The organism is Njordella calcicola (assembly GCF_056494125.1).
The window spans coordinates 5,513,874-5,538,451 of the sequence record NZ_CM151396.1; the positions used below are offsets into that span (position 1 = coordinate 5,513,874).

Sequence of the window (24,578 nt, forward strand, 5' to 3'; positions counted from 1 at the left end):
AAGCTGCAAAAGCTAGGGAGCGGGAACAACGGGAACGGTTCGAAAGGACTCGGTGCTGGGCAGCACGCCGATCGTACCATCAGGCAAACGAACTATGCTTGCGGCCAAAAGGATGTCAGGACGCAAGCCTTCAGGCAGATTCCCCGATCGGATGAATCGCTCGGCATACTCCCACTCTTCGCGACGGACGACCGGCTTTTGCAAAACCCGAAACTGGTCATATCGGTTGCCACGACGCTTGGACTCTAGATCGTTCAGCATTGCGGAGACTACCATCGCGACTCCATCCTCACTGCCCACTTCCATCAGACCAGCGATTTGCCCCAAGTAACGTTGCTGCCGCATCCTCGCCAAGCCCGATCCCGCGTTGGTAATCGATTCACTCGCCCAATCAACCCACTGGCCAGAGTCGCCCACGCGAAACTCCACCGCGACCGGCGTTTCAAGTTGCGTCGGATTAGTTACCGCCAAAGGTTGCAAGTCCATTCGCAGATTGGCCGTCACCGCGTAGGGCGAAATATACCCCAGCAGGTCGATTGCAAAGCCCGACAATCGAAACGAGGACGTGAGGCAAATCACCACGACGACCAAATGGACTAGTAGCAGCACAATCCCCCAGGTGCGAAATCGATCGGGAATATGTTCCGATTCGCTGGAGGCCGGCGGCTGGATGTTCGCTTTCGGAGATGGCACGGCTCGTATCGCTTGGCTGATGAAAAGAAGGAAAATGGGGCGGTTCCGTCGGCGCCGGCGGTGCCGCGCAACAAGGCTGACGCCCAGTGTAGTCGACGGCCCAATATTTTCAGCCCCATCTGTGCCGACGGAGAGCGTGCGGAAAAGCGCGCAGATGCGTGCAGAATCGCCCTACTTCTTTGCTAAAACTCTAGCCAAGTTCGCCCCAACAATTCGTAAGGCCTTGCTTTCAATAGACTTAAGGAAATCGTTCGACGCACTCATAGCGCACTGGCCCAGCTATTGCTTATAGTTCGCCTCGCTTCAGTCATAATGGATGACGAACCTTTGCTTTTTCATGCCCGCGTCTTTAAATTCAACACGATGAGCCTCTCCAACGGAAACGCTAAACCGCAAAACGCTGACGCTCATCAATCTCAAATTGTTGATGTGCTGCTGGTCGACGATGAAGAAGACTTCCGCGAATCTGCGGCTGATTTTTTCCGCCGTCGCGGGCATTCGGTAACCGCCGTCGCTTCTGGCAAACAAGCTTTGGAAGCGGTTGCAAAAAAACAATTTGACGCAGCGGTGATCGATGTCCACATGCCGGAGATGGACGGGGTGGAATTACTTACACGTCTGCGAGACAAAGGCGAAGACCTGAGGGTCGTGATGTTGACCGGCGGCGCAACGGTAACGACGGCAGTGGCATCGATGAAAGCCGGCGCGGCTGACTACGTTACCAAGCCGATACGGTTGGCCGATTTAGAAGCGTTGATCCTGCGAGCTGCCGAATCGACGCAATTGCATCGCGAGAACGATCGACTGCGGCAGGCGCTGCTGCGCAATCGACCAACATCAGAGATCTTGGGCGAGTCGCAAGAGATACTCGAAGTCAAACGCTTGATTGGCCGCGTGGCTAGCAGCGATAAGCCTGTATTGATCGAGGGCGAAAGCGGAACAGGCAAAGAATTAGTCGCTCGCGCAATCCATATGCAGAGCTCTTTAGCAGATCGCCCGATGGTCGTGATCAACTGCGCTGCATTGCCTGAACCTCTTTTGGAAAGCGAACTGTTCGGCCACGAACGCGGTGCGTTCACCGGAGCTACGCAAAACAAAACTGGTTTGTTTGAAGTGGCTGATGGAGGAACGTTGTTTATCGATGAGTTTGGCGAGCTGGCTCCATCGCTGCAAGCAAAGCTTTTACGTGTGATTGAAGACGGAGTGATTCGTCGCGTTGGCAGTGTGAAAGAGCGACGTGTCAAGGTGCGTCTCATCGCGGCCACCAATCGAGACCTTGAGCAAGAAGTCCGCGAGGGTCGGTTCCGTGAGGATTTGTATTACCGCGTCAATGTGTTGAAGATCTGGATTCCGCCGCTGCGTCAGCGCCGCGGGGACATTGAGCTATTGGCCAAAAGTTTCGCCAAGAGCCCGTGGCGTTTTGGCCCTGGAGTCTTGGAAACGTTGCGGAACTACGACTGGCCAGGCAACGTCCGGCAGTTGGCCAATGCACTGGAGCGAGGTAAGCTGCTGGCGCAAGGCGAACCCATTATCGAAATTGAAAATCTGCCACCCGAGATTACCAATTTGAGTAACGCTCAACGCGCCTTAAGTTCCTCGCGAGGCCGAGCCAGCTTGGACATCGAGCCGACTGATCTAGAAACGTTGAATCGATTGCATGTCGAAGAAACGCTAGCTCGTGTTAACGGCAACAAAGCCGAAGCCGCTCGACTGCTGGGCATCCATCGTCGCTCGTTGTATCGCTTGCTAGAGAAGTACGCCGTCAAGGCTTAGGCTTTATCTCTAAAGCGATCGGCCCGCTCCGGCAGTTGCTAATCGTCGAATGTTACTCTCAAACAAAACAGGGCAAAACAGTTTTTGAATTTAGGCAAATTAGCCGTTGAGCAGTAGCCCCGAATTCCGAGAGAACCGACGCTATCGCGTTTCGGCAAATGCGCAATGTGAATATCTGACTTGCCCTGTCAAACAACCTCACGCGATTTTTCGAGTGCAGCAACACACGTATTGATCAAGCTTTCTTTATCGATCGGCTTGGTCAAGTGTCGATCACAACCTGCCAAAGCACTCTTTTCACTATCGGTATCCATGGCGTGGGCAGTCAACGCAATAATCGGTAGCGTACAGCCTTTGTTTCGCAGCATACGTGTTGCTTCGTAGCCATCCATTTTTGGCATCTGCAAGTCCATCAGGATCAAATCAATATCGGATGGAACCGTAAGTTTGCCGCTGATCGTCTGGTCCACCGTGAGCGCTTTAACCGCTAGTTCGCCATTGCCTACGACTGTCACGCTGGCACCGAACTTCCGTAGGATAAATGCCAGTAGTCTTTGATTGTCGGGACCATCTTCCACCAGCAAGATTCGAGCCCCGGAAAGAGACTGAGGCGCTTTCACAGCCCCAACCGTCGGGGACACACACGCTTTCACAATCGACTTTTTCGACGTGCGACGCAGCGGCGTCTCGCACAGCGACGAGTGATCAGGTTTGCCGATAGCAATGGTTGCTGTGAATACGCTGCCCTCGCCCAACTGCGATGCGACGGTGATACCACCGCCGAGAATTTCCGCCAGTCTTTTGCTGATTCGCAGGCCGAGGCCTGTTCCACCGTATTTCCGCGTCATTGACGAGTCCGCTTGCTGGAACGAGTTGAACAGTGTGGCAAGTTGCTGATCGGAGATGCCGATGCCTGTGTCGATGACATCGAAGCATATTTTGGAGGGATCCGTTTCGCTTAGGCGAATGCTGATGGTCACACTGCCCACCTCTGTAAACTTAATCGCATTGCCCAAGAGGTTTACAAGAATCTGACGAATCCGCATAGGATCGTTTTGGATCGTATCCGGGACGTTGCTTTCCACTTGAACACTCAACCGCAAACCTTTGGCTAGTGATTTTACCTTCACCAGTTCAACGACGTCTTGAACAAGCTCCACAGGCGAGACGGTGATATGTTCTGGAGTTAGCTTATTTGCTTCAATTTTCGAGACATCAAGGATGTCGTTGATAATAGCTAATAAGTGCTCGCCATTGGGTTTGATCGTATCAATGCACTCCATCGCCGATTCGCTGGTCAGGTTGCTGGCATGCGATTCGGCAAGGAGATCAGCGTAGCCGAGAATTGCCGTCATGGGCGTTCGAATCTCATGGCTCATGTTCGCCAGGAACTCGCTCTTGCTGCGGTTGGCCGCCTCTGATTGCACTTGCGCAATCTTCAGCGATGTAATGTCGGCACTGATTGCAAAGTACCCGCGAATACGTCCGATGTCATCAAACAGTGGGGCGATGGTCGTGTCAAACCAATAAAGCTTGCCTGATTTGCTACGGTTGCAGATTTCACCGTGCCACAGCCCGCCGTTGGAGATGGTTTTGTACATGCTTTCCCACATGCTGGGAGGATGCAGACCCGAGTTCAAGATGCGGTGGTCCTGGCCGATCATTTCTTTGCTGGTATATTCGCTGACTTTGCAGAAGGCCTCATTGACAGACAGAATCCGGCCGTCGACATCGGTCTCGCTTACAATCGCATGTTCGTCAATAATCTTTCGGTAGACATCCAGATTGCGAGAGGCTGCTCTCAATTTCTCTTCGGCTGCGATTCTTGCTTGCAGGTCTTCGTGCAATCTTTCGTTCAGAGCCTGAAGTTGTAATTGGGCTTGTTTGCGTTCCGTAATATCGTGAGAGATTCCGAAGATCCCTGCAACTTGTCCCTGTTCGTCCAGATAGGGGCCCTTCGTGGCTAGGACCGTTCGGGTGACTCCGTTGACGGTCAATGTTACTTCCGCCGTATCCAACATGCAATTCTTCATGATGCTCTGGTCTCGCGCCATAATTTGACGAGCGCTCTCTGGAGGAAAAATCGCCGTATCGTCCTGGCCCAAAACTTCCTGCACGGATTTACCGACAAAGCGAGCAGCCGCCTCATTAAAGAGCAGGTATTTCCCGTCGCGGTCCTTGCAAAAAATGGCTTCTGAAATCCCCTGGGAGAAGGCATTCCACAAATAGGACGTGTGACGCAACTCCGCTTCCGCTCGCTTTCGACTGGTCACGTCTTGCATCGCGCCGACGACGCGACTGGCTTTTCCACTCGCATCTCGAGAGATGTAGGCTCGGTCGTGGATGTCCGCCCAACTGCCGTCCGGCAGCCGGAATTGGTATTCTTCGGTCCAATGCAGACTCGTACTGGCGATTACATTTTGTAGAGATTTAGAAACGCGTTCCTGATCCTTCGGATGGATTCGATCAACCCACCATCGCCATGAATCGTCGCCGTCATTGGGGCGCCCTAAAGCTTTCGCATAACGTTCGCTCCAAGTCACACGACCTTCCGAAACATCGATATCCCAAATCATATCATTGGTCGCCATGATGGCTAATCGGTATCGTTCTTCACTAGCGAGAATCGAATCCTCAGAAGGCTTGCGTTCGGTGATGTCTTGATCAGTGCCTTCGACCCGGACAATTCTACCCTTCGCGTTGCGTGTTGCTTTCGCACTGCTATAAATCCATCGCAGTTCTCCGTCGGGTCGAATAATTCGCAGTTCATCGGCAAACATTTCATCACCACTAAGCATGGCTGCCACGCGAGTAGTTGCGATGTGCTGGTCCTCTGGATGTACCCTGCTCAAAAAAGCTTCGTAGCTGGGCTGAACCGAATGGCTTAGTCCGAATAAATCATACATGGTGTCGGACCACCAAACTTTTCCAGAGTCAGGTTCCCAGCCCCAACTGCCGAGCTTCGCGATCTGCTGAGATTCGCTTAGATGCCGACTGTTGCCGCACCAAGGACGATTCAGTCTCGTCACGGATGTCCATCTCACGAGTCATCTTTGTTTGCTTCCATAATCATGCGCTACGTCGCTGGGCCGCTCTTCATCACAGTTCGAGGCTTGGCAAGCGGTCGAACTCACAACAACTCAACCAACAGCGGCGGTCGCTGTTACGATACCATCGTTAAGCCATCTTGAGCAAGGTCGAGATTGAACTGAGCTGGTAACTTCTACGACGTCTCATCCAAATTGACACATTCGCTCGCTCTAGCGCAACGCGGTGACCACTCCTCCCATCACTCTGCAGCGGTTAGGTCTTGAGCCACACCAATCAATCCATCGACCACTTGAGTCAACCTTTCGAAATCGATGTGCGATATTGTATCTGATGGTGTGTGATAGTGTGGATAACGAAAAGGAGCTGTATCGGTAACCATAATGCCGGGGTACCCCTCTTGCCAAAAGGACCATTGGTCCGACCAACCGACGCCGTCGATCATTTCCGGAAATGCGCCTCGTTGGGCGGGGAACTGGCTGTGCGTGGTAAAAAGATCAGCCACCTGATCTAGCAGGGGCCGGGATTGCATATTCGCCACAAAGCCGATGAAATTACCGGTATCTGGATAAAACGCTGACAATAACGCGGGATACTTTTGACTGCCCTGCGCGTCGTTGTAATAGCCCATCGTCTCCAGGCTGATGACACCGCGGATATTGTCGCCTCGTTCACGACAAGCCCTCGCGTAAACGCGTGACCCCATTTCAAATTCCTTTTGAAAAAAGGGCGGCTCCTCATTTACAAACGCAACGAAACGCAAGGTATGCCGTGGCTTTAGATCCTTAAGCACTTTTGCGAGCACCAGAAGCGATGCTACTCCGGTTGCGTTGTCATTAGCGCCTGGAGAGCCGCGGACACTATCATAGTGGGCTCCAAAGAGTATGATGCCGTCGTCGGCTGTCTCGCCCTTCCGTTCCGCAATGATGTTGCGGCACGATTGCTCTCGGACGACAAAGACTTGCTGATCCACCTCATATCCATTGGAGCGTAAAACGGATTCGACATATCCAGCGGCTTGTTCAAGAGCACGTGGCCGAAACACATTGCGTTCGCCAATGGTTTCAGCCAATTGACGCACATGCAGCTCTAACAGTTCGCGATGGCCCAACTCAAGGTCTTCGGTCGCGACAAGTTCGCTAGAGGCAAGTTCCGATTGCGTTCCCGATCCACTGAGCGATTTAGAAACGTCATCGTTAATGGCGCTAAACCAAATCCCTATAGCCAAACAGAAGAAGGACAACAACAGCAACAAAAGAAATCTGGCTTTGGCTTGGCGGTGATATCGATTCCACATACGCTTGACTCCAATCTTGTTTGTGCCTTACGGCGCCAACCTAGCCACGGTGGGAAATTCGAGAATAAACTTTGTTCCGCGACGCGATTCGCTTTGGACACTAATACGACCTCCGTGCGCCTCAATAATCTTTCTCGCAGTGGGCAGGCCCAAACCACTGCCCCCAGACTTCGTCGAGTAGAAAGGCTCAAACATCTTCATGGCGGTTTTCTCGTCCATCCCAATGCCGGTGTCGATCAAGTCCATCGCCGCGGCGCCGGGTACTGCATAAGTCCGCACGACGAACTGGCCTCCGTCGGGCATCGCTTCCAAAGCGTTCTTGACCAGATTGATTAAGGCCGCTTGGATCGAATCGCTGTGCAACATGACCAAGGGCAAATCGGGATCGAAGTAGCGAATCACTTCCACTCCCTGTTGGTCGGCTTGAGGTTGAAACAAACGCAGCACCGTCGAGATCTGATCGTTCAGACTGCCGGGCGTCATTCCCAAGTCGCGCATGCGAGCGTACCTCAGGAAGTCACGCAGCAAGTTCTGCATCCGATCGCACTGTTGCCGTATCAGATCGATCTTTTGTACCGCTCGGCGCGAACCTGGCCATTGACTCTCTTCCAACTCTTCACTCAGCAAATCGACATTCATATGAATGACCGATAGCGGGTTTTTGATTTCATGCGCCAGCGATCCTGCCAGTTCAGCAAGCTCGTGATATTGACGACGAAGCTCTTCTTCGGATTCCGATACGGACATAACGGGCAATTGGTTAACTGTTGAGTTTGTAGGTCAAGGCGATTGGCTTACGCGACCGATGATGGCCGCAAATGGAATGCCTTCGGGATAACACTGACGGGAATCCAGCGACGCCGCCACGTGGTCTCCCAAAACCTGGAAGCCCGCAGTGGCAGGCAAATCATATTCAATTTCGCCGCGTGGGCCACGGTAATAGATATCTCTGCGCAAGGTAACTTGGTACACAACTTTCGAATCCGCAGTCAAACGCAACGCAAACAGATGATCATCGTTTGTCAGTGCACTTTCTTGCTGAAAACCGAAACGGCTTCCAACCAACACGCCTGCAGCGTTTGAATCTGCATCTTCAGATTCTACATTGCTGGACGGCCAGGACTGATTGCCAGCCGTGGAACGAGCCTCGTTGAATGCCTGGAATGCCTGCGTTTCGGTTGCATTGGTCGTCACCGTTGGATTGGCTATTGAATGGCTCAGCGGAATCGTTAGGTCTTTGTCGCCACAATCGGCCCGAAAGAAACCATCGACCAGAGCGATAGTCAAATGAGTGCGATGGTTGGACTGACCACGGTGCGTCATGGTGGTTTGTTCGCCGGCCCGCGCGATCGTTGTTTTGGCTTGTAAGGAGTTTTGCTGGAGTAATAGGATTGTGTCCAGCTTGTAATCCAGCGAATTTACCTTGAGTTCGACTTGAATCCAGTCGGGCAGCTCGTCTGCCTGCGGAAATCGAATCTCAAGGCCGAAATCGGGGACCGCCACCAGTTCGCGAGACTCTGCGATATCCCAAGGTGACTCGTCCAGCAATGGTGCCGCATGTCTCTGCAGCTTGGACCCGACGCGTGGATAAAGACTTGATGAGCGATAAACTAACCAGCCGTCTTCGATTTCCCCGGCATCACTGGTTCGGACCTGCGACGGTATCGCATCAGATTGGTCGACGAGGATAGCACGCTTGAGAAAGGTCGCAATGTCGGCCGATAAGCGTAGGCCACCGCTCCAAAGGTCACCGCCAGCTATGCGTATCGCTTGCTGAGGCAGCGCAACGACGCGTTTGATTTGCAGCCCGTCGGTTACGCAGGCCCCGGGGACCAATTTTGGATCGATGACGACTACATCTCCAAGGGAAATTCGGCTGACGCTGGGTACCGGCGCAAATTTCAGCCATTGACCGGCAGACATCGTCCAGTTCGCGATCGGACTGGCGCATCGCGGGCAAGGTGGTTGGCTATCGGCATGGGGAGCAGGCGAAAAAAACGACTTTAATGCGCAGTTATCGCAAACAAAATTCGCGCGTTGACCGGCAAATGTTGGCTCCATCGAGTTGCCTGTGACTTGCCCCGTTCGCTCGTCCGACGCTGGCGCCGGACGCTGGCAGCCCGCAAGACTGCAGAGGAAAACTACAAATAAGCAAAACTTGCAGGGTAAATTTGGTTGTCGCATCGCTTCCGCTCTTAATGCCGAATGACAAGATGGTTAAAATCCCACGGGTCGGCGTCGCTCTTTGCACGCCAATCGTAACACAAACCATACGACTTGAGAGAACCAGCAGGGATGAATCGCGACAATTGGGATCTGGACGTCAGTTCGGAGGATTCGGAAGCTCCAAAGCAATTGAACTTTATTGAACAGGAAGTCGAAAAGGATCTCGCTGGAACCAGGTTTTCTGGTCGCGTCTTGAAAACACGCTTCCCGCCCGAGCCCAACGGTTATCTCCATATCGGCCACGCGAAAAGCATCTGCTTAAACTTCGGACTGGCCAAACGCTACAACGGCAAATGCAATCTGCGTTTTGACGATACCAATCCCACCACCGAAGACGACGAATATGTCCAATCGATCATGGAAGATGTTCGATGGTTAGGGTTTGAGTGGGATGAACTGCATTATGCCTCCGACTATTTTGATCAGCTTTATGCCTGGGCCGTCCAGTTGATCAAAGCCAAGAAGGCTTATGTCTGCGATTTGGACGTCGAAAAAATACGCAAAATGCGAGGCACGCTAGTTCAGGCCGGCGAGAACAGCCCGTATCGCGAACGTAGCGTCGCTGAGAATCTTGACTTGTTCGAACGCATGAAGAATGGCGAGTTTCCGGATGGCACTCGGACGCTGCGAGCCAAGATCGATATGTCGCACAGCAATTTGAACTTGCGCGATCCCGTCATGTATCGAATCCTGCATGCCAAGCATCACCGCACCGGTGACAAGTGGTGTATCTATCCGATGTATGATTACGCTCATGGACAAAGCGATAGTATCGAAGAGATCACGCATTCGATCTGTACGCTGGAATTTGAAAACCATCGACCGCTGTATGACTGGTTTTGCAAGTCGCTTGAGATCTATCACCCGCGACAAATTGAGTTCGCCCGCTTGAATTTGACGTATACGGTCATGAGCAAGCGGAAGCTGCTCAAGCTGGTCCAGGATAAACTCGTATCGGGCTGGAATGATCCTCGCATGCCGACCATCAGTGGGATGCGTCGCCGCGGTTACACGCCTGAAAGCTTGCGACGTTTCTGCGAACAAGTTGGAATCGCAAAGTTTAATAGCACCATCGATGTCGTTGTTTTGGAGAACGCGATTCGAGAACACTTAAACGAAATCTGCCCACGCTATATGGCGGTGCTGGACCCCATCAAAGTCGTCATCACCAATTATCCTGAGGGCCAAGTCGAACAACTTGAGGCGGCAAACAATCCAACCAAGCCCGAGGATGGCTCGCGCCAATTGCCGTTCGCTCGCGAACTGTACATAGAACGTGAAGACTTCATGGAAACGCCTCCACCGAAATACCATCGCCTGCAAATTGGTGGTGAAGTGCGCTTGCGTTACGCTTATATCATCAAATGCGAAAGCATCGAAAAGGACGCCGACGGAAACATCACGCAGATTAATTGCACTTATGATCCGGAGACTAAATCGGGCTCTTCGGAATCAGGCACGCGGAAGGTCAAAGGCACCATCCACTGGGTCACCGTCGCGGAATCGTCGAAAGTGCCCGTGCGGCTATACGACCGGCTATTCCACAGCGAACACCCCGAAGATGTGCCTGAGGGCCAAACATTTTTGGACAACCTCAATCCCGATAGTGTGAATTTGGTGTATGCTCAAGTGGAACCGGCGGTGGCGAAACTGGAAGCTGGCTCTCGAGTTCAATTCGAACGCAATGGCTACTTTATTGCCGACTCGTTCGAAAGCAAACCGAATGAGCCTGTCTTTAATCGCATCGTGACGCTGCGGGATACTTGGGCAAAGATTGCGAAACGTAGTTAGTTTTTCTGAATAGGCAGATGTGTTTATGGCTGGCGGGAATGAAGGCAAGCGTTCATCGGGCGCGTTGATCCGTATTGTGGTGATGATTCTATTGGCGGGCGGCGTGTTCCTGGGCGTTCGCCAATACGTGATCAATCAAGAGATGCAAGTCATCGAAAAAGAAGAAGGCGAACAACGCATTGGTGGACTGCAAGCGATCGAGGCTACCGTCGATGAGGACAGTTCCGACGCCGACGACAGTACCAACACCGCCGCCCCCCCCTCCGAGTAATCCAGCGACGAACATCAATTCAAAGCCCGCGGCGAACGCGGAACGGACCTCAGAAGCTACATTCAGTGATGCCCTAGGTTCTTACCGATGAACCGTCACGCGCGGGCAGTTGCTGATCAATTCGAATTCGCGATCAGCGGTGGGTGCGTGCCTTTTGGCATGCACGTGCTTGCTGTTGTAATAATGACCGCCTTTCAATCCGGTGAATCCGTACAAGTCCACATGTTCATGAAACTGCAGCAGTAAATACAAGCCTGCGAAACCTGTGGTGGGAAATCGGATCACTTGGTTTAAAGGATACAGCAGGTCTACGTTTCGGACGCAGTAAAGATCGATCCCTAAATATTCCTTGCAAGTATCGACCAGTATTCCATCGAATGTCTTGGGGGCAAAACAACCTATCTGTGAGCCATCGACCTCTGGATTTTTCAAAATCCCCAAGCGACGATAAATTGCCAGTTTCGCCAGTTGCCGGTTCCACCATGGTCCAACCAGTGAAGCACCGTCGATCTTCCCATGCAAGCACCAATGCGTGATCTTGGAGCCAACCTTCTTTTGATGCCCTGCCAACCGGAAGTTATTCATGCGAATCACGGTTGAGTACTGATCGATCTGCGAACCGTAGTCACTCAGCATTGGACCGTTTCCAATGAAGGCCACAGGTGGGACCATTTGCTGAATTAGTTCCTCTGCAGAAAAAGGATACCGACCTTGGATCTGGTCGATGCTAGCAACAGAAGTCATTTGGTTTCTTGAAGATCTTGAATTTGGGCAACTGCCGCAGTGCCAGCAGTTGGACCGAGTTTCGCCCGATATTGGTCGCGATTTCGCGAACTGCCAACGTTTTTCGAGCGAAAGCGTGTCGCGAGTTAAAGGGAACTTGGCTAGAATATAAGGTATCCATGTGAGCGATAAAGCATACTTGCCCGCCCCTCCAACGCTTGCCCCCACCTCCAGCACTGCCCAGATGCGCAAATTTACTTGTCTAGTCTATTGGTTGATTGCATGTTCGGGGCTTTCGTGGTCCGCGGTAAGCCGAGCGGCAGAACCGGTCGATTTTAACAGTCAGATTAGGCCGATCCTCGCCAAGCACTGCTATGCCTGCCATGGGACCGACGTTGCCCAGTCGAGTCTACGATTTGATCAACGCGAGTCCGCTATTGCAGACGCTGACAGCGGTATCGCAGCCATCGTGCCAGGCCAATCGGCTGACAGCGAGATGTTGCGACGTATTTTGTCGACCGAGGAATCGGAACAAATGCCTCCCGAAGGAGATCGCTTAAGCCCTGCGACGGTCGAATTGCTGACTCGCTGGATTGACGAAGGCGCAGGTTACTCCAAACATTGGTCCTTCCAACCGATCAACGAACCGGAAATCCCTCGCACGAACAATTCGTCTTGGCCACAAAACCCAATCGATGCCTTCATTTTGCAGCGGTTGGAGAAAGAAGGCTTGCAACCTAATGCCACGGCTGACGCAAGAGCCTTGCTGCGCCGATTGACTTACAACATTTTGGGAGTAGCTCCATCGGCAGAGTCGGTTCATGAGTTTGCCACTGTGGCTCAAGCTGAACCTCATCATTTCGATATCCAGTATGAATCCAAAGTAGACGAATTGCTCAGCGACCCAAGATTTGGCGAGCGATGGGCGCGGCACTGGTTAGACGTGGTTCGTTACGCAGAGACCAACAGCTTTGAACGCGATGGCGATAAACCTAACGCTTGGAAGTATCGCGACTATGTGATCAATTCCTTGAACAGCGACAAGCCCTACGACCGCTTTTTGCGAGAACAATTGGCTGGCGACGAACTGGATGAAGTCACTCCCGAAACATTGATCGCCACCGGCTACTATCGCTTGGGAATTTGGGATGACGAACCAGCGGACCCGTTGCAGGCAGAATTCGACGGCTACGACGATCTGGTAACCGTCACTGGGCAAGGCATGCTGGGCTTGACGCTTAACTGCGCGCGTTGCCATGATCACAAGATCGATCCCATTACACAACGCGACTACTATGCGATGGTCGCCTTCTTTCGAGACGTCAAACCGTACGGCCAACGAGGCGACGAAGTTACGAATAGTCAGATTGATCTGCTGCCTGACAAGACGGCCCAGCGCAAGCAGGAACTGAATCACCAACTGCAGCAAATCCAGGCTCGCAAAGTCGAACTTGAACAAACAGCCATTGTCAAAATGGACGCTCCTGACCAACGTGCCACCGAGGGGCCCGAACGCGCCAAAACGCTGGCTCGTTTGCTAGACCAGCATTTAGACCCGGCTGATAAACCGGAGTACAAAAAATTGGTGGACCAGATCAAACGTTTACGGCAAGAATTGAGAACCCTGCCGCCTGATCAATCGGCGCTCGGCCTAGCCGTATGTGACCCCACCCCCCCGATGACCCACGTTCTGTTGCGCGGAAGTCCACAAGCGCATGGCGATGAAGTCCAACCTGCTTTTGTATCGTTGCTCGATGATCCGCCAAACCAATACCCGCCCGCGATTCAACCGCAGGCGAAATCTGCCGGTCGCCGCATCGCGCTGGCGAACTGGATCACCTCAGAAAACAACTGGCTGACCGCCCGCGTGATCGTGAATCGTGTTTGGCAGCATCATTTCGGCCGTGGCATCGTACGTTCTAGCAATAATTTCGGTCAGTTAGGCGATATGCCGACGCACCCTGAATTGCTGGATTACCTTGCGACGGAACTGATCCGCCATGATTGGAATCTAAAACCGATTCATCGCATGATCTTGACCAGCCAGACGTATCGTATGTCCAGCGCGGATCAAGAGCTTGGGCTTGCTCAGGACCCTCGCAACAATCTGTTTTGGCGCTTCGATGCTCGACGATTGTCCGCAGAAGAGCTACGTGACTCCATGTTGCAAGTGACTGGACAATTAAACTTTGAAATGGGTGGTCCAAGCTTCTACCCAGACGTCTCGGATGAAGTCAAAGCGGGGCAGTCAGTGCCTGGCAAGGGGTGGGGAAAATCCTCTGAGGCCGAGAAAGCTAAACGCAGCGTTTACATTTTCATCAAGCGCTCGCTGGTTCCGCCGGAGCTATCGGTGTTTGATTTCCCTGAGACCGATGGCACTTGCGAAGCTCGCTTTCTGACGACACAGGCGGCTCAGTCCTTGAACCTTCTCAACGGCAGTTTCGCACGCTTGCGAGCCGACGATCTAGCCCATGCAACTTGGTTGCCCGCTACCGACGCAAGCATGACGCTGGTTGAAGATCCCACACGATTGCAACCGATGGTCCAGCACGCTATCGCACGAATATATCAACGTGACGTATTGCCCAGCGACCATCAGTTAGCCATTGGTTTGCTCAACACGTTAAAGTCCAAGCATCGTCTGGATGACGCAGTTGCTTGGAAGATGTACTGCCTGGTGCTTTTGAATACCAACGAATTTATGTATTTGGATTAAGCGATGCAAAACTTTTGTGGACGTACTCGACGCGAATTTCTGTGGCAAGGCGGGCTGGGCTTTGGCTCGTTGGCACTCAGTTCCATGTTGGCTGGTCAAGCGAATGCGACGCCGGCTGGGACGGTAACCAATCATCTCCCAGCCAATCTGTCGACGCTTGCGCCTAAGGCAAAGTCGGTCATTTTCTTGTTCATGTATGGCGGGCCAAGTCATATCGATACGTTCGATTACAAACCCAACATGGTTGGTATGGATGGCAAGACGATTACCGTCAAAACATTTGGTCGCGGTGGGCATCGCAACGAAGGCCGCATTGTGGAGCCTCGCTGGAAATTCAAGCAGTATGGCCAGTGCGGTAAATGGGTCAGTGATTTGTTTCCGCATGTAGCGACATGCGTGGACGACATTGCATTTTTGCACAGCATGACAGCAGAATCGCCGATCCATGGTTCCGCGATGTTGATGATGAACTCAGGCAAGATTCTTTCAGGCGCTCCGTCGCTTGGCTCTTGGTTGACATACGGCTTGGGCAGCGAGAACGAAAACTTGCCAGGCTATGTCGTCATGCTTGATCCGACGGGAGGGCCGATCAGCGGCGCAAAGAACTGGTCCAGTGGTTTCATGCCAGCCAGCTATCAAGGCACTATCTTGCGCACGAAAGGGTCTCCGATTCTTGATCTGCAGCCTCCGCAGGGCTTTACCCGCGAGATTCAACGTGACCTGTTAGATTCGATTCGCTCTGCCAACGAAACGCATGCTGCTAGCCGAGTCAGCAACACCGACTTAACAGCCAGAATCGCTTCCTATGAGCTCGCTTATCGGATGCAGGTGTCGGCCCCCGAGCTAGTGGACTTGGAGCAAGAAACGGAAGAGACGTTTAACCTCTATGGTGTCCGCGACGCAAAGACAGCAGACTTTGGTAAACGCTGCTTGATCGCTCGGCGAATGGTGGAACGCGGCGTACGCTTCATTCAGTTATACTCCGGCGGCGCCCATAATGATGACAACTGGGATGCCCACGGCGATTTAGAAAACAACCATAACAAGCATGCGGGAGCGACCGACAAACCGATCGCAGCCCTATTGAAAGACCTCAAGCGCCGCGGTTTATTGGATGAAACGTTGGTCATCTGGGGAGGCGAGTTTGGGCGGCAGCCCACGGCTGAATATGCCATGGGCTCCGGTCGCGACCACAATTCGTTCGGCTTTACCATGTGGATGGCCGGCGGCGGGATTAAAGGTGGCGTCAGTGTCGGAACTACGGACGAACTAGGGGCGACGGCTGCTGATCGACCACTGCATGTGAAGTACTTGCATGCCACGATGTTGCATCAATGTGGACTAGATCCGAACCGCTTATCTTACTTCTTCAGCGGACTTGATCAGAAGCTGGTCGGCGTCGAACACGTCGAACCCATCCGCGAAATCATCTCGTAAAGTCCTACCGCGTGAGCACCAAATTGCCGTGCTATTGGCTCGATTCGGTTCCATTTCATGCGTTGACTTGAGTTTTCCATTGTCAACTGGATGCGGCAAGGGTATCGTCATGCCGTTGCCAAAAGGGCAAAAACACTCTGAAGAAAATCGTCTACTAGAACTTGCTGGCCAGCGCTGGCTCGAATGCTGATTATGAATATCGAATCGTTACTCAACAATACCGCCAATCAATATGGAGTAAGCACCGACGCCGTTCGCTGCCTGTGGGAAGCTTTGCTGCGCGGCCAAGGCTCGATGGCACAATTCAACCACTACGAGCTTGGTGGCTCCGGCCAGTGGATGGCCGGCGGTATGACCATGGTGGGTGACATGTTTAACTATGGGTTAAAGTCTAAGGTCGATGGTATTTGTAATGCATTAGCCGATGCCGCTCGCAACAACCCGCCGCCCCAACCCAACTTCAACAGTGGGTCGTTTCAAAGTCAGTCCAGCGGATCGGGTACCAATTTTATCTCGCAAGGCTATGGACAGAATTGGTGGCCCAGCGATTTAGGTTCACCCAATAGCGTGGGCAGCCAAAACAATCTGCAGTATGCCTACTTCTCCGGCCCGCGACGCTTGGTGATCAATCAAAACGGCAATATCACCATCTATGACACTTTGAATCATTCGATTAGCGGTGTTTCGCAGCAGCAAGGTGGTTCCGACTCGTTGACCTTTTCCAGCCAATTTGGCACCATCCGCGTGAACGATCTGCCGATTGTTCAGCCGCAGTCAACCAATACATCCAGCCAAGACACTTCGATTTCTAATACCCAACAATCACCTCCGGTACCTTATCCAAATTTTGCAGAAGCTCAGCCGCCGGTTTCGTTTAGCCCAGAACCAACGATGAACGATTGGTCTCAGCCACCGATCATCGAAGATACGCCGGTTGTGAATCAAGACATGCTGCCAGCCATGAACTCAAATGGCAATCAATCGCCTGCGTCCAACGGCAATCAAGGCGAAGACCCATTTTCGTTGCTTGAGAAGCTTGGCAAGCTTCGCGATGCAGGGATTTTGACCGACGATGAGTTTGCGAGCAAGAAAGCCGAGTTGCTGAAACGCATCTAATATGCGGGAGTGAGCTCTGAAGTTGGATCGCGTTGTTCTAAATATCAGACCCCTTGTTCATACCAGACACGCTGGCAGGGGGCACATGCTCCGAAAAGATCGCTTCCATCGTTTCAATCCATCGCGGTAGATCATGATTGGTCATCACATACCGCTCTGCATCTGCGACCTGAGCGGCTACGAAATCTGATTGCGTAGATAGCTTTTGCAGTTGTTGGCACCACGCATCGACGTCTGATGGATCCAACAGGCAGCCTCGTTCGTTGTGGCCGATCAGCTTTTGCAAACCGCCAGCTCGGCTGGACGCGATTACGGGAACACGACAGACCATCGCTTCCATCACCACATTGGGAAATCCTTCGTACAGGCTGGGCAAGCACAAGCAGTCGCATCGGGACACAATGGCATGTGGATTGTCGAGTACACCATGGAAGGTCACTTGTCGCTCGATATCCAAAGTATGCACACGCTGTTCGAGTTCGGTGCGCAGAACGCCGTCACCAATCAAATGTAGGTGGAGCGGGTGGCCCAGTGATTGAAGCTTTGCTACGACGTCCAGCAGCAATTGGTGATTCTTTTCGGAGGACAGTCGTCCTAGGACAGCGACATTCAGACCATCAAATCGCGTAAAGGACGATGGCGGAGCGGCCTCGCAATTCGATCGGATCTTTTGATAATGGATGGGGCTGGGCACAATCGTCCACCGATCTGGCGCGATATTGTAGAACGCACTAGCGTCCGCGGCCGATTCTTCGCTGACCGCTAGCAGTCGATCAGCACTGCTGTAGGACCAGCCTAGGATGCGACGTTTCAGTCCCATCCAGCGCTGTCGCGACTGCCCGAAATCTTTGCTAGGCGGGCTGACGACGGTGACCACACGAGCTACGGGTAGCCTGCGCATAGCCGCCGCGCCTAACATCACCGTGTGATACAATCGATCGTAAGTGACCTGGATTTGATGTCGCTTGACAACGTTTCGCAGCTTGCGAACTTGAAGTCCGAACAATGCGCCGGGGATGACCGCATATCGCGAGGCGTCTTGGTCCGCGAAAGCTTCTACCGGGACATCCTTTGGTATCTGGCTCAGCAACGCCCCCATACGGTAAGTCAAATAGAGATGCGGCGATATTCGATCTCGATGCAAATGGTCCAATAACTGCAGCATCTGACGTTCGCTACCGCCGCTTTCCATGGTTGAAGTACAACAAAGTAGGTTTATGGGCATGGAAGCGTCGATGGTCAGGTAAATTCGATCGAAAGTATCGAATAGGTAGCGCAGTGGTGAATCCTGAATCCTATAATAACAAGTTAACTTTTCCAGATGCCCAGCCGCTCCGTGCCGTCGGACCAAGCCATTGGTTTACGCGGACGGAGCAGTTCTGACGATTATTCCAGTTGCATCGACTGCGACAGTTGCACATGAAGCCAACTTCGAGCCATTCATCGCCGAAAGAATCGATCGATCCCTTTGCGGATCTTCCGTTCGATGACGGCTCCAGTCCGATTGACACGGTAGATTCGCGATGGGCAGATTATCAAAAGCAGCAACGCGAGTCTGAGAGAATCCCGTTGTCCCACGCTACCAAGTCGGCGGATGCTAAAAAACAGAGTAGTCCAGCGAACGCGACTCGACTTCCACCGCAGGCTCCCCCGCAGCCGCCCAAGGCGACAACGCAGCTAGAAAGCGCCGCGTCCGAAGCTATTGCCCCCGCCGCAGTGACTCAAGTGAAAAGAACCGCTGGAGCGCCAAGCAAACGTCCAGCATGGCGTAGCCGGGACTTTGCCGCTTTTCTTAGCAGCCTCATTTGCCACACGCTGATCTTCATTGTGCTGATGTCGCTGGTAATCGCGGCAGGTAATTCCGGCGGCGACAAATCGTCTTTGATTGTAACCACGGGTAACCAATCCGAAACCGACATCGTAAGCTTTGAAATACCTTCACCGACCGCCAACGACCAGCAAAGCGCTTTGAATAATCAGCGGCAGATGATGTCCAATTCAGCGCAGCAAGATACGGTTGCGGTCTCGCCGCAGCAAGCTTCCCCATTGGGAGTGGGGCAAGTATCGATCGATATGGCCAGCGCGAATCGAAGCCAAGCGGGATCGGAACTGGATAGCCTGAACGATAGTTCTTCAACTCCGTTTTTTATTCCAACCGGCGAAGTGTTCGGCGGTTTTTCACTGGATGGCCGCCAAGCTGGTAAGCGTCATGAGCTAGCGATGGCCAATGGCGGTAGCGCAGCGACCGAAGCAGCGGTAGAAGCGGCGATTGTTTGGTTGGTCAAGCACCAGTTCCGCGACGGCAGTTGGAGCACGATCCAAGACCACCCCGATTGCATGGGTCGATGCCGCAATGGATCGCGTGAAGATGGTCGCCAAGGCATTCGTCAACCCAAAACGGTAGCCGCAACAGGCTTGGCTTTGTTAGCGATGCTGGGCGCGGGTTACACGCACCGTGAAGGCCCCTATCGCGATGAAGTCTATCGTGCTCTGTCGTATCTGCTGGGTGCGATGCAAAACGGCGATCGCTCGCCTGCCGATCCCCGGATGCCAGGGCAGTTCGTCGCGCATTCGAAACACTTGATGTATGAACAAGGCATTGCGACCTTTGCACTTTGCGAAGCTTACCAGATGACTAAGGATGCTTGGCTAGAACCAGGTTGCCAACGCGCCATCAACTTTATTCGCTCATCCCAGTCCTATGATGGTTCATGGGGTTACTTTCCATCTCAATCCGGCGATCTATCGATCGTTGGCTGGCAGATGATGGCTCTGCGCAGCGCAGCGGCAGCAGGATTAGTCGTGCCAACCACGAACGTTCGCAAGATCGATAAATTTCTCGACAGCAAATCGATGGACAGCGGTACCGTATACTTTTATCGCGAAGTTCGTGCGCCAGTTCCAGAGATGACTGCGATCGGGGGACTGATGCGATTAATGCGTGGCTGGAGTCCTACAGATCCTCGTATTCGAAAGAGTATCGAACATGTTGTCTTCCGCGGCCCTGGCGAAGCCGACGATGGACCTGAATCAACCGATGTTTACTTCAATTACTACGCAACGAATTTCTTGTTTTACAGCCAGGCAAGCGTGTGGCCATTGTGGAACGAAAAGATGAAGGCAATCTATCTTTCGACACAAGCCAAAGAAGGCCATGAAGCGGGCAGTTGGTTTGCTTATGTCGAAGGCATTGAGGGCAATGGCTTTACCAGCAGTGAATCCGACCATGGCTTAAATCAAGTTGGCGGGCGTTTGTATACCACAGCCATGGCTGCTTTGACGCTGGAAGTTTACTATCGCATCCTGCCGATTCAACAAGACGCCACCAAGATCAATTTTGAGCTTTAGGCAAACTCGATCCATCCATCTTCGGTGGATTACTGGAATCGGATCAATAGAAGGCCTACGCGAGGTTACTCTAGCAGCCAGTCCAAATCAAATCTCGCTAGTGTAATCTTCTGATAACCATCGCGTTCGTAGAGGCAAAGAATGTTTCGGTCTGAGAGAACAGCCAAGCAGGAATAAGCTGAACTTCCTGCGTACAACTGTCGCGAAATCGGCCAAGTCAAACCGTCATCTAAACTTGCTCGAATCGTGAGCTTTTCGCGTTTGGTTTCGCTGGCGGGATTGCTAAACAGGAGTATGCCCCTAGGTGACCTCTCGTGTTCCCATGCGAATCGTCTCAAGCTCGCTTGGCAAATAGGATCAATCAGCACGGGATCGATCCGCTGATCGCTCCACGATTGACCTCCATCGTTGCTCCAGGCGATCTGCCTCGCTTTAGCGGACTTCGCATAGCTGCGCATATTCAACATCAGTCGACCGTCGCTCAATTCGACCACTTCGCACTCGTTGACTTCCGATTTGGGAGTGACGCCTGCTAACTGCCAAGACTCGCCGCCGTCATCCGAGAAGATGACATGCGAGAAGTACGATGTCTGGTCGCTCTCGATGACCTTATGATCGCATGGGATGATCAAGCGACCTGCAAAGTCAGCATTGCGCATTTGAATACCAGCTCCAGGACCTGTTGCATACCAAGTCCAATGCGGCAGTTTGACTTGTCGCGTGATCTCCTTAGGTTCGCTCCAAGACACGCCATCGTCCTGCGAATGAACAACGAACACCCGACGTGAATTTTCGTCATAGCCGGGCTGGATATCTTTCTCCGCAATGGAACCAGCGTTCCAAGTTAGCAGTAACGAAATACGTCCACTGTTTTGATCGACCACAGGACAGGGGTTACCAACAGTGTTAGCGCCATCGTCCCAAACGACTTCCAGTTCGGTCCACGTAAAACCGCCATCGGTGGAACGTCGTTGGACCAAGTCAATGTCACCGCTATCGGACAATCCGAACTTCCTCGCTTCGCAAAAAGCGATCAAGCTTCCCGACTTGGTTTGCAAAATCGAGGGGATTCGAAAACCTGCATACCCCGCTTCGCCAGCAACAAACAGATCTTGCTCGTGGAGAAGCGGTTGCGAATCTTGGCCGAGCGCTCTTGGAAGTGATCCGCTGAGGAACGAGAGGCCCGAGAGAATTAGGAGCAGACGCATTGCAAAAAGTGTCATGCGGAATCCCTTAAGTAGTGTGCTGAACGGCTAAAAGGCGGGGAAAGCAAATAGGGCTGACGCTTCAGGGTCGATCAGAACCGCAGCAATTCTCGCATGGCGGCCAAAGTATCATCAGGTCTTAACAAGACTAAACCGCAGGTCATGATTAGAATTGCGATCCCGACGACCAGCCAGCTACTTAGCCGATGGATTTTCCTGGGCTCGGCGGCAAACTTGGCCTGCAAAGTGTGCTGAAGATTAGACCAATTAGTGAGATTTTGATGCCGAGAGCTGCTGGTAATTTGGACTGTTCGTTCACCATTTCGAACTTCGACATTCCCTTCGATTTGAAGTTGTGGACAATGAAACGACAAACCTGCCCATTTGGTTTGTTCGTCCAGGGATTTCAGGCAGTCGCAAAGCTGTTGGACAAATCTGGAGGAATCGGCAGAATAGACCACGATGCGAGGACGCTGCCCCATAGCGACCAAGGACAGCAACAGCAAATACAACATGGTTAAAGCCAGCCAGACCCAACCGCCCATGATGTTGAAAGCCGACTGGGGAAAAAACAAGCTGAATGGCCCGACCAAAAACAACCCAATACAAGCCAGCCCCAACGCCACAAAGTCGCGGGAACCAGACACCACCACCGGTCGTAGTTGGCTGTTACACCAGCCGATTACCGCCAAGTATGTGCCTATGGGCAGCAATATGACAAGTAATGTAAAGGTATCGAACATGGATAGATCCTAGTGATGCGTCCGCAGTCCAGTCAGCACGTCCAGCGTATTGATACCCAAGACCACTTGGACCACCCCAATTTTATAGCGTAAGCCATTTATCACAACCATCTACGGTAAACCTAAAGTTTGGACAGAACACTATGTCAAAAAGAGATGAGGCAAGTTCATCCTCTTCCGCGTCGGAATTCAAGTCGTCGAATTTCGATCGCGGGTGGCTGGACCCCAAGCGTGCAGCCCAAGCGTTTCTCAGTAGCTTCGACCAATGGCGATACTCACGCACGTGGGGTACAGCGGCTGTAGGTATCGTCCCGCTGGCCATTTTGCTTGTGGTATTCGGTGTCGTCATGTGGGGCAATACGTTTGCCGCAAGCAGCCTTCTGACGAATTACTTGGAAGCCGCAGAAGCCGCCGCCCCGGTGAAAGAAGACGGAACGGGCGCTGATGAAGAACTCAAACAGATGGAAGGCTCCAACTCTCAGGCCGCAACCGAGGGTGACGGAACCGCAGAAGCCCAAAAGCTGAAAGAGCGACAGGAATTAGCGGACTACGCGTTTCTGCTGTACCAACGGGTGCTTAATCAGGAATCAAACAACAAACGAGCGAAGTATTATGTGGCGGCTCAAATGGCCCAGCGGGGCGATCTGACCAAAGCAAGGTCGATGATGGACACTTTGGCCCCTGATGACACCGATGGCTATCCCGCCGCGCATGCTTGGAAAGCCTACGACATACTGCGCAGCTCTGCGATGACACAACAATCGGTCGACGAAAAACAGTTAGAGCATCACTTGGATTTGGCTGCGCGATGGGCGGGCACCAGCCCACAACTGTTGATCCAACGCGCCAAGATGTTGGAGGATGACGGCAAGATCAATCAAGCTCTCGCCATGTATTCCGTAGCCGCGGACCGTGACCCAAATTTCCGGCTCCTGTTGGCAAGCGCCTTCCGTCGTCATAACCAGCCCGCTCGCACGCAACAAGCGATCCAGAGTGCCGTGAATTATTACTCCCGTAATCTGAACACGGAAGAAGAGAAGACAGAGGACCGAATGAAGGTCGCCGAAGCCCATCTGTTGAGCGGCGAAGTGCTAAAAGCAGTCGCGGTTTTGGAAGAAGGTCTCGTCCGACGTGAAAACAAAGCGGAATATCGTCGGGCTATTTCTCAAGTCTTGCGGTCGGCGTACATGAGTTCCGCTCAACTCGACCAGTCCAGCTTTAAAGCAAACCTCGTCTTGCTGGATCGAGCAATAGAGGCGGACCCTGCCAATCCAAACCTTCAAAACGACTTGAATAACCTGACAGCGTTGCTGGCTCAACCATCTGCAATTGACGATGGGATTCGATCGCTGAACGACCAACTTGCCAGTGCGTCATCTCCACTGTTGAGCCACTTGCTGCTCGCCAACTTGCACTACATCAAGCAATCTCAGGAAACAGCTCAACTGCATTGGGATTTAGCTCTGAAGATCAATCCGAATATCGTGGTCGCATTGCGAAGTTATGCTTTATCTCTGGCGTTGCAACCAGAACCAAATTTCGATCGTGCGCTTGAGTTGATTGAGCAAGCGGTAACACAAAGCGATAACGCCCCAGACGTGCTCGATGCCAAAGGGGACATTTTGATGCGTATGAACCGCACCGAGGATGCCATCAATGCATATCAAGCTGCCGTGCTCAAGTCCCCAATCATGACCGTGCAAACACGAAAGAAATTGGTCTCCATTTACACCGACCAAGGGGAAGAAGACAAAGCAAACCGCGAAATGAAATTTGTGGAACTGATCGAGCGACGGATAGAGGAACTTCGTAACCAACAGATCGCGGCCACCAAGTCAAAGAATCAAGCGAAATCAGACGATGCGTTGATCAAGGAATTGCAATTAGGCGACCAACCCCTGGAGGACGAAGATTTGAAACTGGAATTGAACCCAGCCAATGCGTCGCAGCAACCGCCAGAAGCAGCTCCAGAGGAACAAGGCCTGGAGGCTCTCATACAAGACCTCCAAAGTGGTAAGGACGAAAGCGAAAACTAACTCCGAAGAAAGCTCGCGAGTCAACGCTGCACTACGCCGTCCCGTCATGGATTCGGGAGTTCGGCACACAAACTGCTGATACCTATACGACAAAGTTGTAGCCCAGTGCTGACACGCTTGTGACAGCAGGCTAGCGATTTGAATCGAGAAGCAGC

General features: G+C 52.6%; 18 protein-coding genes. 8 read left to right on the forward strand and 10 right to left on the reverse strand.

Annotated features, from left to right (window positions below; all coding sequences use genetic code 11):
* Positions 1 to 12: 12 nt before the first annotated feature.
* Positions 13 to 693, reverse strand: a complete 681-nt coding sequence (locus SH302x_RS21305) for a hypothetical protein (RefSeq protein WP_479364704.1) — start codon at positions 691 to 693, stop codon at positions 13 to 15.
* 312 nt (positions 694 to 1,005) lie between these two features.
* Between SH302x_RS21305 and SH302x_RS21310 the strand changes: the two genes are divergently transcribed.
* The gene (locus tag SH302x_RS21310) at positions 1,006 to 2,466 is read left to right on the forward strand and encodes a sigma-54-dependent transcriptional regulator (protein ID WP_479364705.1); all 1,461 of its coding nucleotides are present in this window, start codon (positions 1,006 to 1,008) and stop codon (positions 2,464 to 2,466) included.
* 188 nt (positions 2,467 to 2,654) lie between these two features.
* Here the strand turns inward: SH302x_RS21310 and SH302x_RS21315 are convergent, their stop codons facing one another.
* The 4 genes from SH302x_RS21315 to SH302x_RS21330 form a co-directional block, all read right to left on the reverse strand.
* Positions 2,655 to 5,435: a PAS domain-containing hybrid sensor histidine kinase/response regulator gene (locus SH302x_RS21315; protein WP_479369300.1), complete on the reverse strand. Its 2,781-nt coding sequence runs from the start codon at positions 5,433 to 5,435 to the stop codon at positions 2,655 to 2,657.
* 320 nt (positions 5,436 to 5,755) lie between these two features.
* Positions 5,756 to 6,811, reverse strand: coding sequence for a M28 family peptidase (locus SH302x_RS21320; protein ID WP_479364706.1), 1,056 nt, complete (start codon positions 6,809 to 6,811; stop codon positions 5,756 to 5,758).
* Between the two features lie 27 nt (positions 6,812 to 6,838).
* The gene (locus SH302x_RS21325) at positions 6,839 to 7,558 is read right to left on the reverse strand and encodes a two-component system sensor histidine kinase NtrB (protein WP_479364708.1); all 720 of its coding nucleotides are present in this window, start codon (positions 7,556 to 7,558) and stop codon (positions 6,839 to 6,841) included.
* Between the two features lie 33 nt (positions 7,559 to 7,591).
* The gene (locus tag SH302x_RS21330) at positions 7,592 to 8,872 is read right to left on the reverse strand and encodes a S24/S26 family peptidase (RefSeq protein ID WP_479364710.1); all 1,281 of its coding nucleotides are present in this window, start codon (positions 8,870 to 8,872) and stop codon (positions 7,592 to 7,594) included.
* A gap of 234 nt (positions 8,873 to 9,106) precedes the next feature.
* On the opposite strand from SH302x_RS21330, the gene SH302x_RS21335 reads away from it, so the two are divergent.
* Together SH302x_RS21335 and SH302x_RS21340 are read left to right on the forward strand one after the other, a co-directional pair.
* On the forward strand, positions 9,107 to 10,828 hold the full coding sequence (locus SH302x_RS21335; RefSeq protein WP_479369301.1) for a glutamine--tRNA ligase/YqeY domain fusion protein: 1,722 nt from the start codon (positions 9,107 to 9,109) through the stop codon (positions 10,826 to 10,828).
* A gap of 25 nt (positions 10,829 to 10,853) precedes the next feature.
* The gene (locus SH302x_RS21340; protein WP_479364712.1) at positions 10,854 to 11,099 is read left to right on the forward strand and encodes a hypothetical protein; all 246 of its coding nucleotides are present in this window, start codon (positions 10,854 to 10,856) and stop codon (positions 11,097 to 11,099) included.
* 81 nt (positions 11,100 to 11,180) lie between these two features.
* On the opposite strand, the gene SH302x_RS21345 is transcribed toward SH302x_RS21340, so the two are convergent.
* Positions 11,181 to 11,843 (reverse strand): glycosyltransferase family 29 protein, encoded by a 663-nt coding sequence (locus SH302x_RS21345; RefSeq protein WP_479364714.1) that lies wholly within the window; start codon positions 11,841 to 11,843, stop codon positions 11,181 to 11,183.
* Positions 11,827 to 12,003, reverse strand: a complete 177-nt coding sequence (locus SH302x_RS21350; protein ID WP_479364715.1) for a hypothetical protein — start codon at positions 12,001 to 12,003, stop codon at positions 11,827 to 11,829. The genes SH302x_RS21345 and SH302x_RS21350 overlap by 17 nt, the downstream gene beginning before the upstream one ends.
* Here SH302x_RS21350 and SH302x_RS21355 point away from each other — a divergent pair, their 5' ends adjacent.
* The 3 genes from SH302x_RS21355 (at position 12,004) to SH302x_RS21365 (ending at position 17,091) form a co-directional block, all read left to right on the forward strand.
* Complete coding sequence (locus SH302x_RS21355; protein WP_479364717.1) at positions 12,004 to 14,538, forward strand: PSD1 and planctomycete cytochrome C domain-containing protein; 2,535 nt, start codon at positions 12,004 to 12,006, stop codon at positions 14,536 to 14,538.
* 3 nt (positions 14,539 to 14,541) lie between these two features.
* The gene (locus tag SH302x_RS21360; RefSeq protein WP_479364718.1) at positions 14,542 to 15,975 is read left to right on the forward strand and encodes a DUF1501 domain-containing protein; all 1,434 of its coding nucleotides are present in this window, start codon (positions 14,542 to 14,544) and stop codon (positions 15,973 to 15,975) included.
* Between the two features lie 192 nt (positions 15,976 to 16,167).
* Positions 16,168 to 17,091, forward strand: a complete 924-nt coding sequence (locus SH302x_RS21365) for an SHOCT domain-containing protein (RefSeq protein ID WP_479364719.1) — start codon at positions 16,168 to 16,170, stop codon at positions 17,089 to 17,091.
* A gap of 37 nt (positions 17,092 to 17,128) precedes the next feature.
* Here the strand turns inward: SH302x_RS21365 and SH302x_RS21370 are convergent, their stop codons facing one another.
* Positions 17,129 to 18,316: a glycosyltransferase gene (locus SH302x_RS21370; protein WP_479364720.1), complete on the reverse strand. Its 1,188-nt coding sequence runs from the start codon at positions 18,314 to 18,316 to the stop codon at positions 17,129 to 17,131.
* Positions 18,317 to 18,510: 194 nt separating this feature from the next.
* On the opposite strand from SH302x_RS21370, the gene SH302x_RS21375 reads away from it, so the two are divergent.
* Positions 18,511 to 20,439 carry a prenyltransferase/squalene oxidase repeat-containing protein gene (locus SH302x_RS21375; RefSeq protein ID WP_479364722.1) on the forward strand — a complete coding sequence of 643 codons (1,929 nt, stop codon included), beginning with the start codon at positions 18,511 to 18,513 and terminating at the stop codon, positions 20,437 to 20,439.
* Between the two features lie 65 nt (positions 20,440 to 20,504).
* Here SH302x_RS21375 and SH302x_RS21380 read toward each other — a convergent pair whose 3' ends face one another.
* Entirely contained in the window at positions 20,505 to 21,662 is a 1,158-nt protein-coding gene (locus tag SH302x_RS21380; RefSeq protein ID WP_479364723.1) for a sialidase family protein, read from the reverse strand.
* Positions 21,663 to 21,736: 74 nt separating this feature from the next.
* Positions 21,737 to 22,387, reverse strand: a complete 651-nt coding sequence (locus SH302x_RS21385; protein WP_479364724.1) for a death domain-containing protein — start codon at positions 22,385 to 22,387, stop codon at positions 21,737 to 21,739.
* Between the two features lie 143 nt (positions 22,388 to 22,530).
* Between SH302x_RS21385 and SH302x_RS21390 the strand changes: the two genes are divergently transcribed.
* Positions 22,531 to 24,423: a tetratricopeptide repeat protein gene (locus tag SH302x_RS21390; RefSeq protein WP_479364725.1), complete on the forward strand. Its 1,893-nt coding sequence runs from the start codon at positions 22,531 to 22,533 to the stop codon at positions 24,421 to 24,423.
* Positions 24,424 to 24,578: the final 155 nt, after the last annotated feature.

Coding starts and splice junctions, on each gene's coding strand:
- SH302x_RS21310 (WP_479364705.1), top strand. CDS start 1,006: ATGGATGACGAACCTTTGCTTTTTCATGCCCGCGTCTTTAAATTCAAC.
- SH302x_RS21335 (WP_479369301.1), top strand. CDS start 9,107: ATGAATCGCGACAATTGGGATCTGGACGTCAGTTCGGAGGATTCGGAA.
- SH302x_RS21345 (WP_479364714.1), bottom strand. CDS start 11,843: ATGACTTCTGTTGCTAGCATCGACCAGATCCAAGGTCGGTATCCTTTT.
- SH302x_RS21365 (WP_479364719.1), top strand. CDS start 16,168: ATGAATATCGAATCGTTACTCAACAATACCGCCAATCAATATGGAGTA.
- SH302x_RS21350 (WP_479364715.1), bottom strand. CDS start 12,003: ATGGATACCTTATATTCTAGCCAAGTTCCCTTTAACTCGCGACACGCT.
- SH302x_RS21385 (WP_479364724.1), bottom strand. CDS start 22,387: ATGTTCGATACCTTTACATTACTTGTCATATTGCTGCCCATAGGCACA.
- SH302x_RS21390 (WP_479364725.1), top strand. CDS start 22,531: ATGTCAAAAAGAGATGAGGCAAGTTCATCCTCTTCCGCGTCGGAATTC.
- SH302x_RS21370 (WP_479364720.1), bottom strand. CDS start 18,316: ATGCCCATAAACCTACTTTGTTGTACTTCAACCATGGAAAGCGGCGGT.
- SH302x_RS21380 (WP_479364723.1), bottom strand. CDS start 21,662: ATGACACTTTTTGCAATGCGTCTGCTCCTAATTCTCTCGGGCCTCTCG.
- SH302x_RS21340 (WP_479364712.1), top strand. CDS start 10,854: ATGGCTGGCGGGAATGAAGGCAAGCGTTCATCGGGCGCGTTGATCCGT.
- SH302x_RS21330 (WP_479364710.1), bottom strand. CDS start 8,872: ATGGAGCCAACATTTGCCGGTCAACGCGCGAATTTTGTTTGCGATAAC.
- SH302x_RS21325 (WP_479364708.1), bottom strand. CDS start 7,558: ATGTCCGTATCGGAATCCGAAGAAGAGCTTCGTCGTCAATATCACGAG.
- SH302x_RS21320 (WP_479364706.1), bottom strand. CDS start 6,811: ATGTGGAATCGATATCACCGCCAAGCCAAAGCCAGATTTCTTTTGTTG.
- SH302x_RS21360 (WP_479364718.1), top strand. CDS start 14,542: ATGCAAAACTTTTGTGGACGTACTCGACGCGAATTTCTGTGGCAAGGC.
- SH302x_RS21375 (WP_479364722.1), top strand. CDS start 18,511: ATGAAGCCAACTTCGAGCCATTCATCGCCGAAAGAATCGATCGATCCC.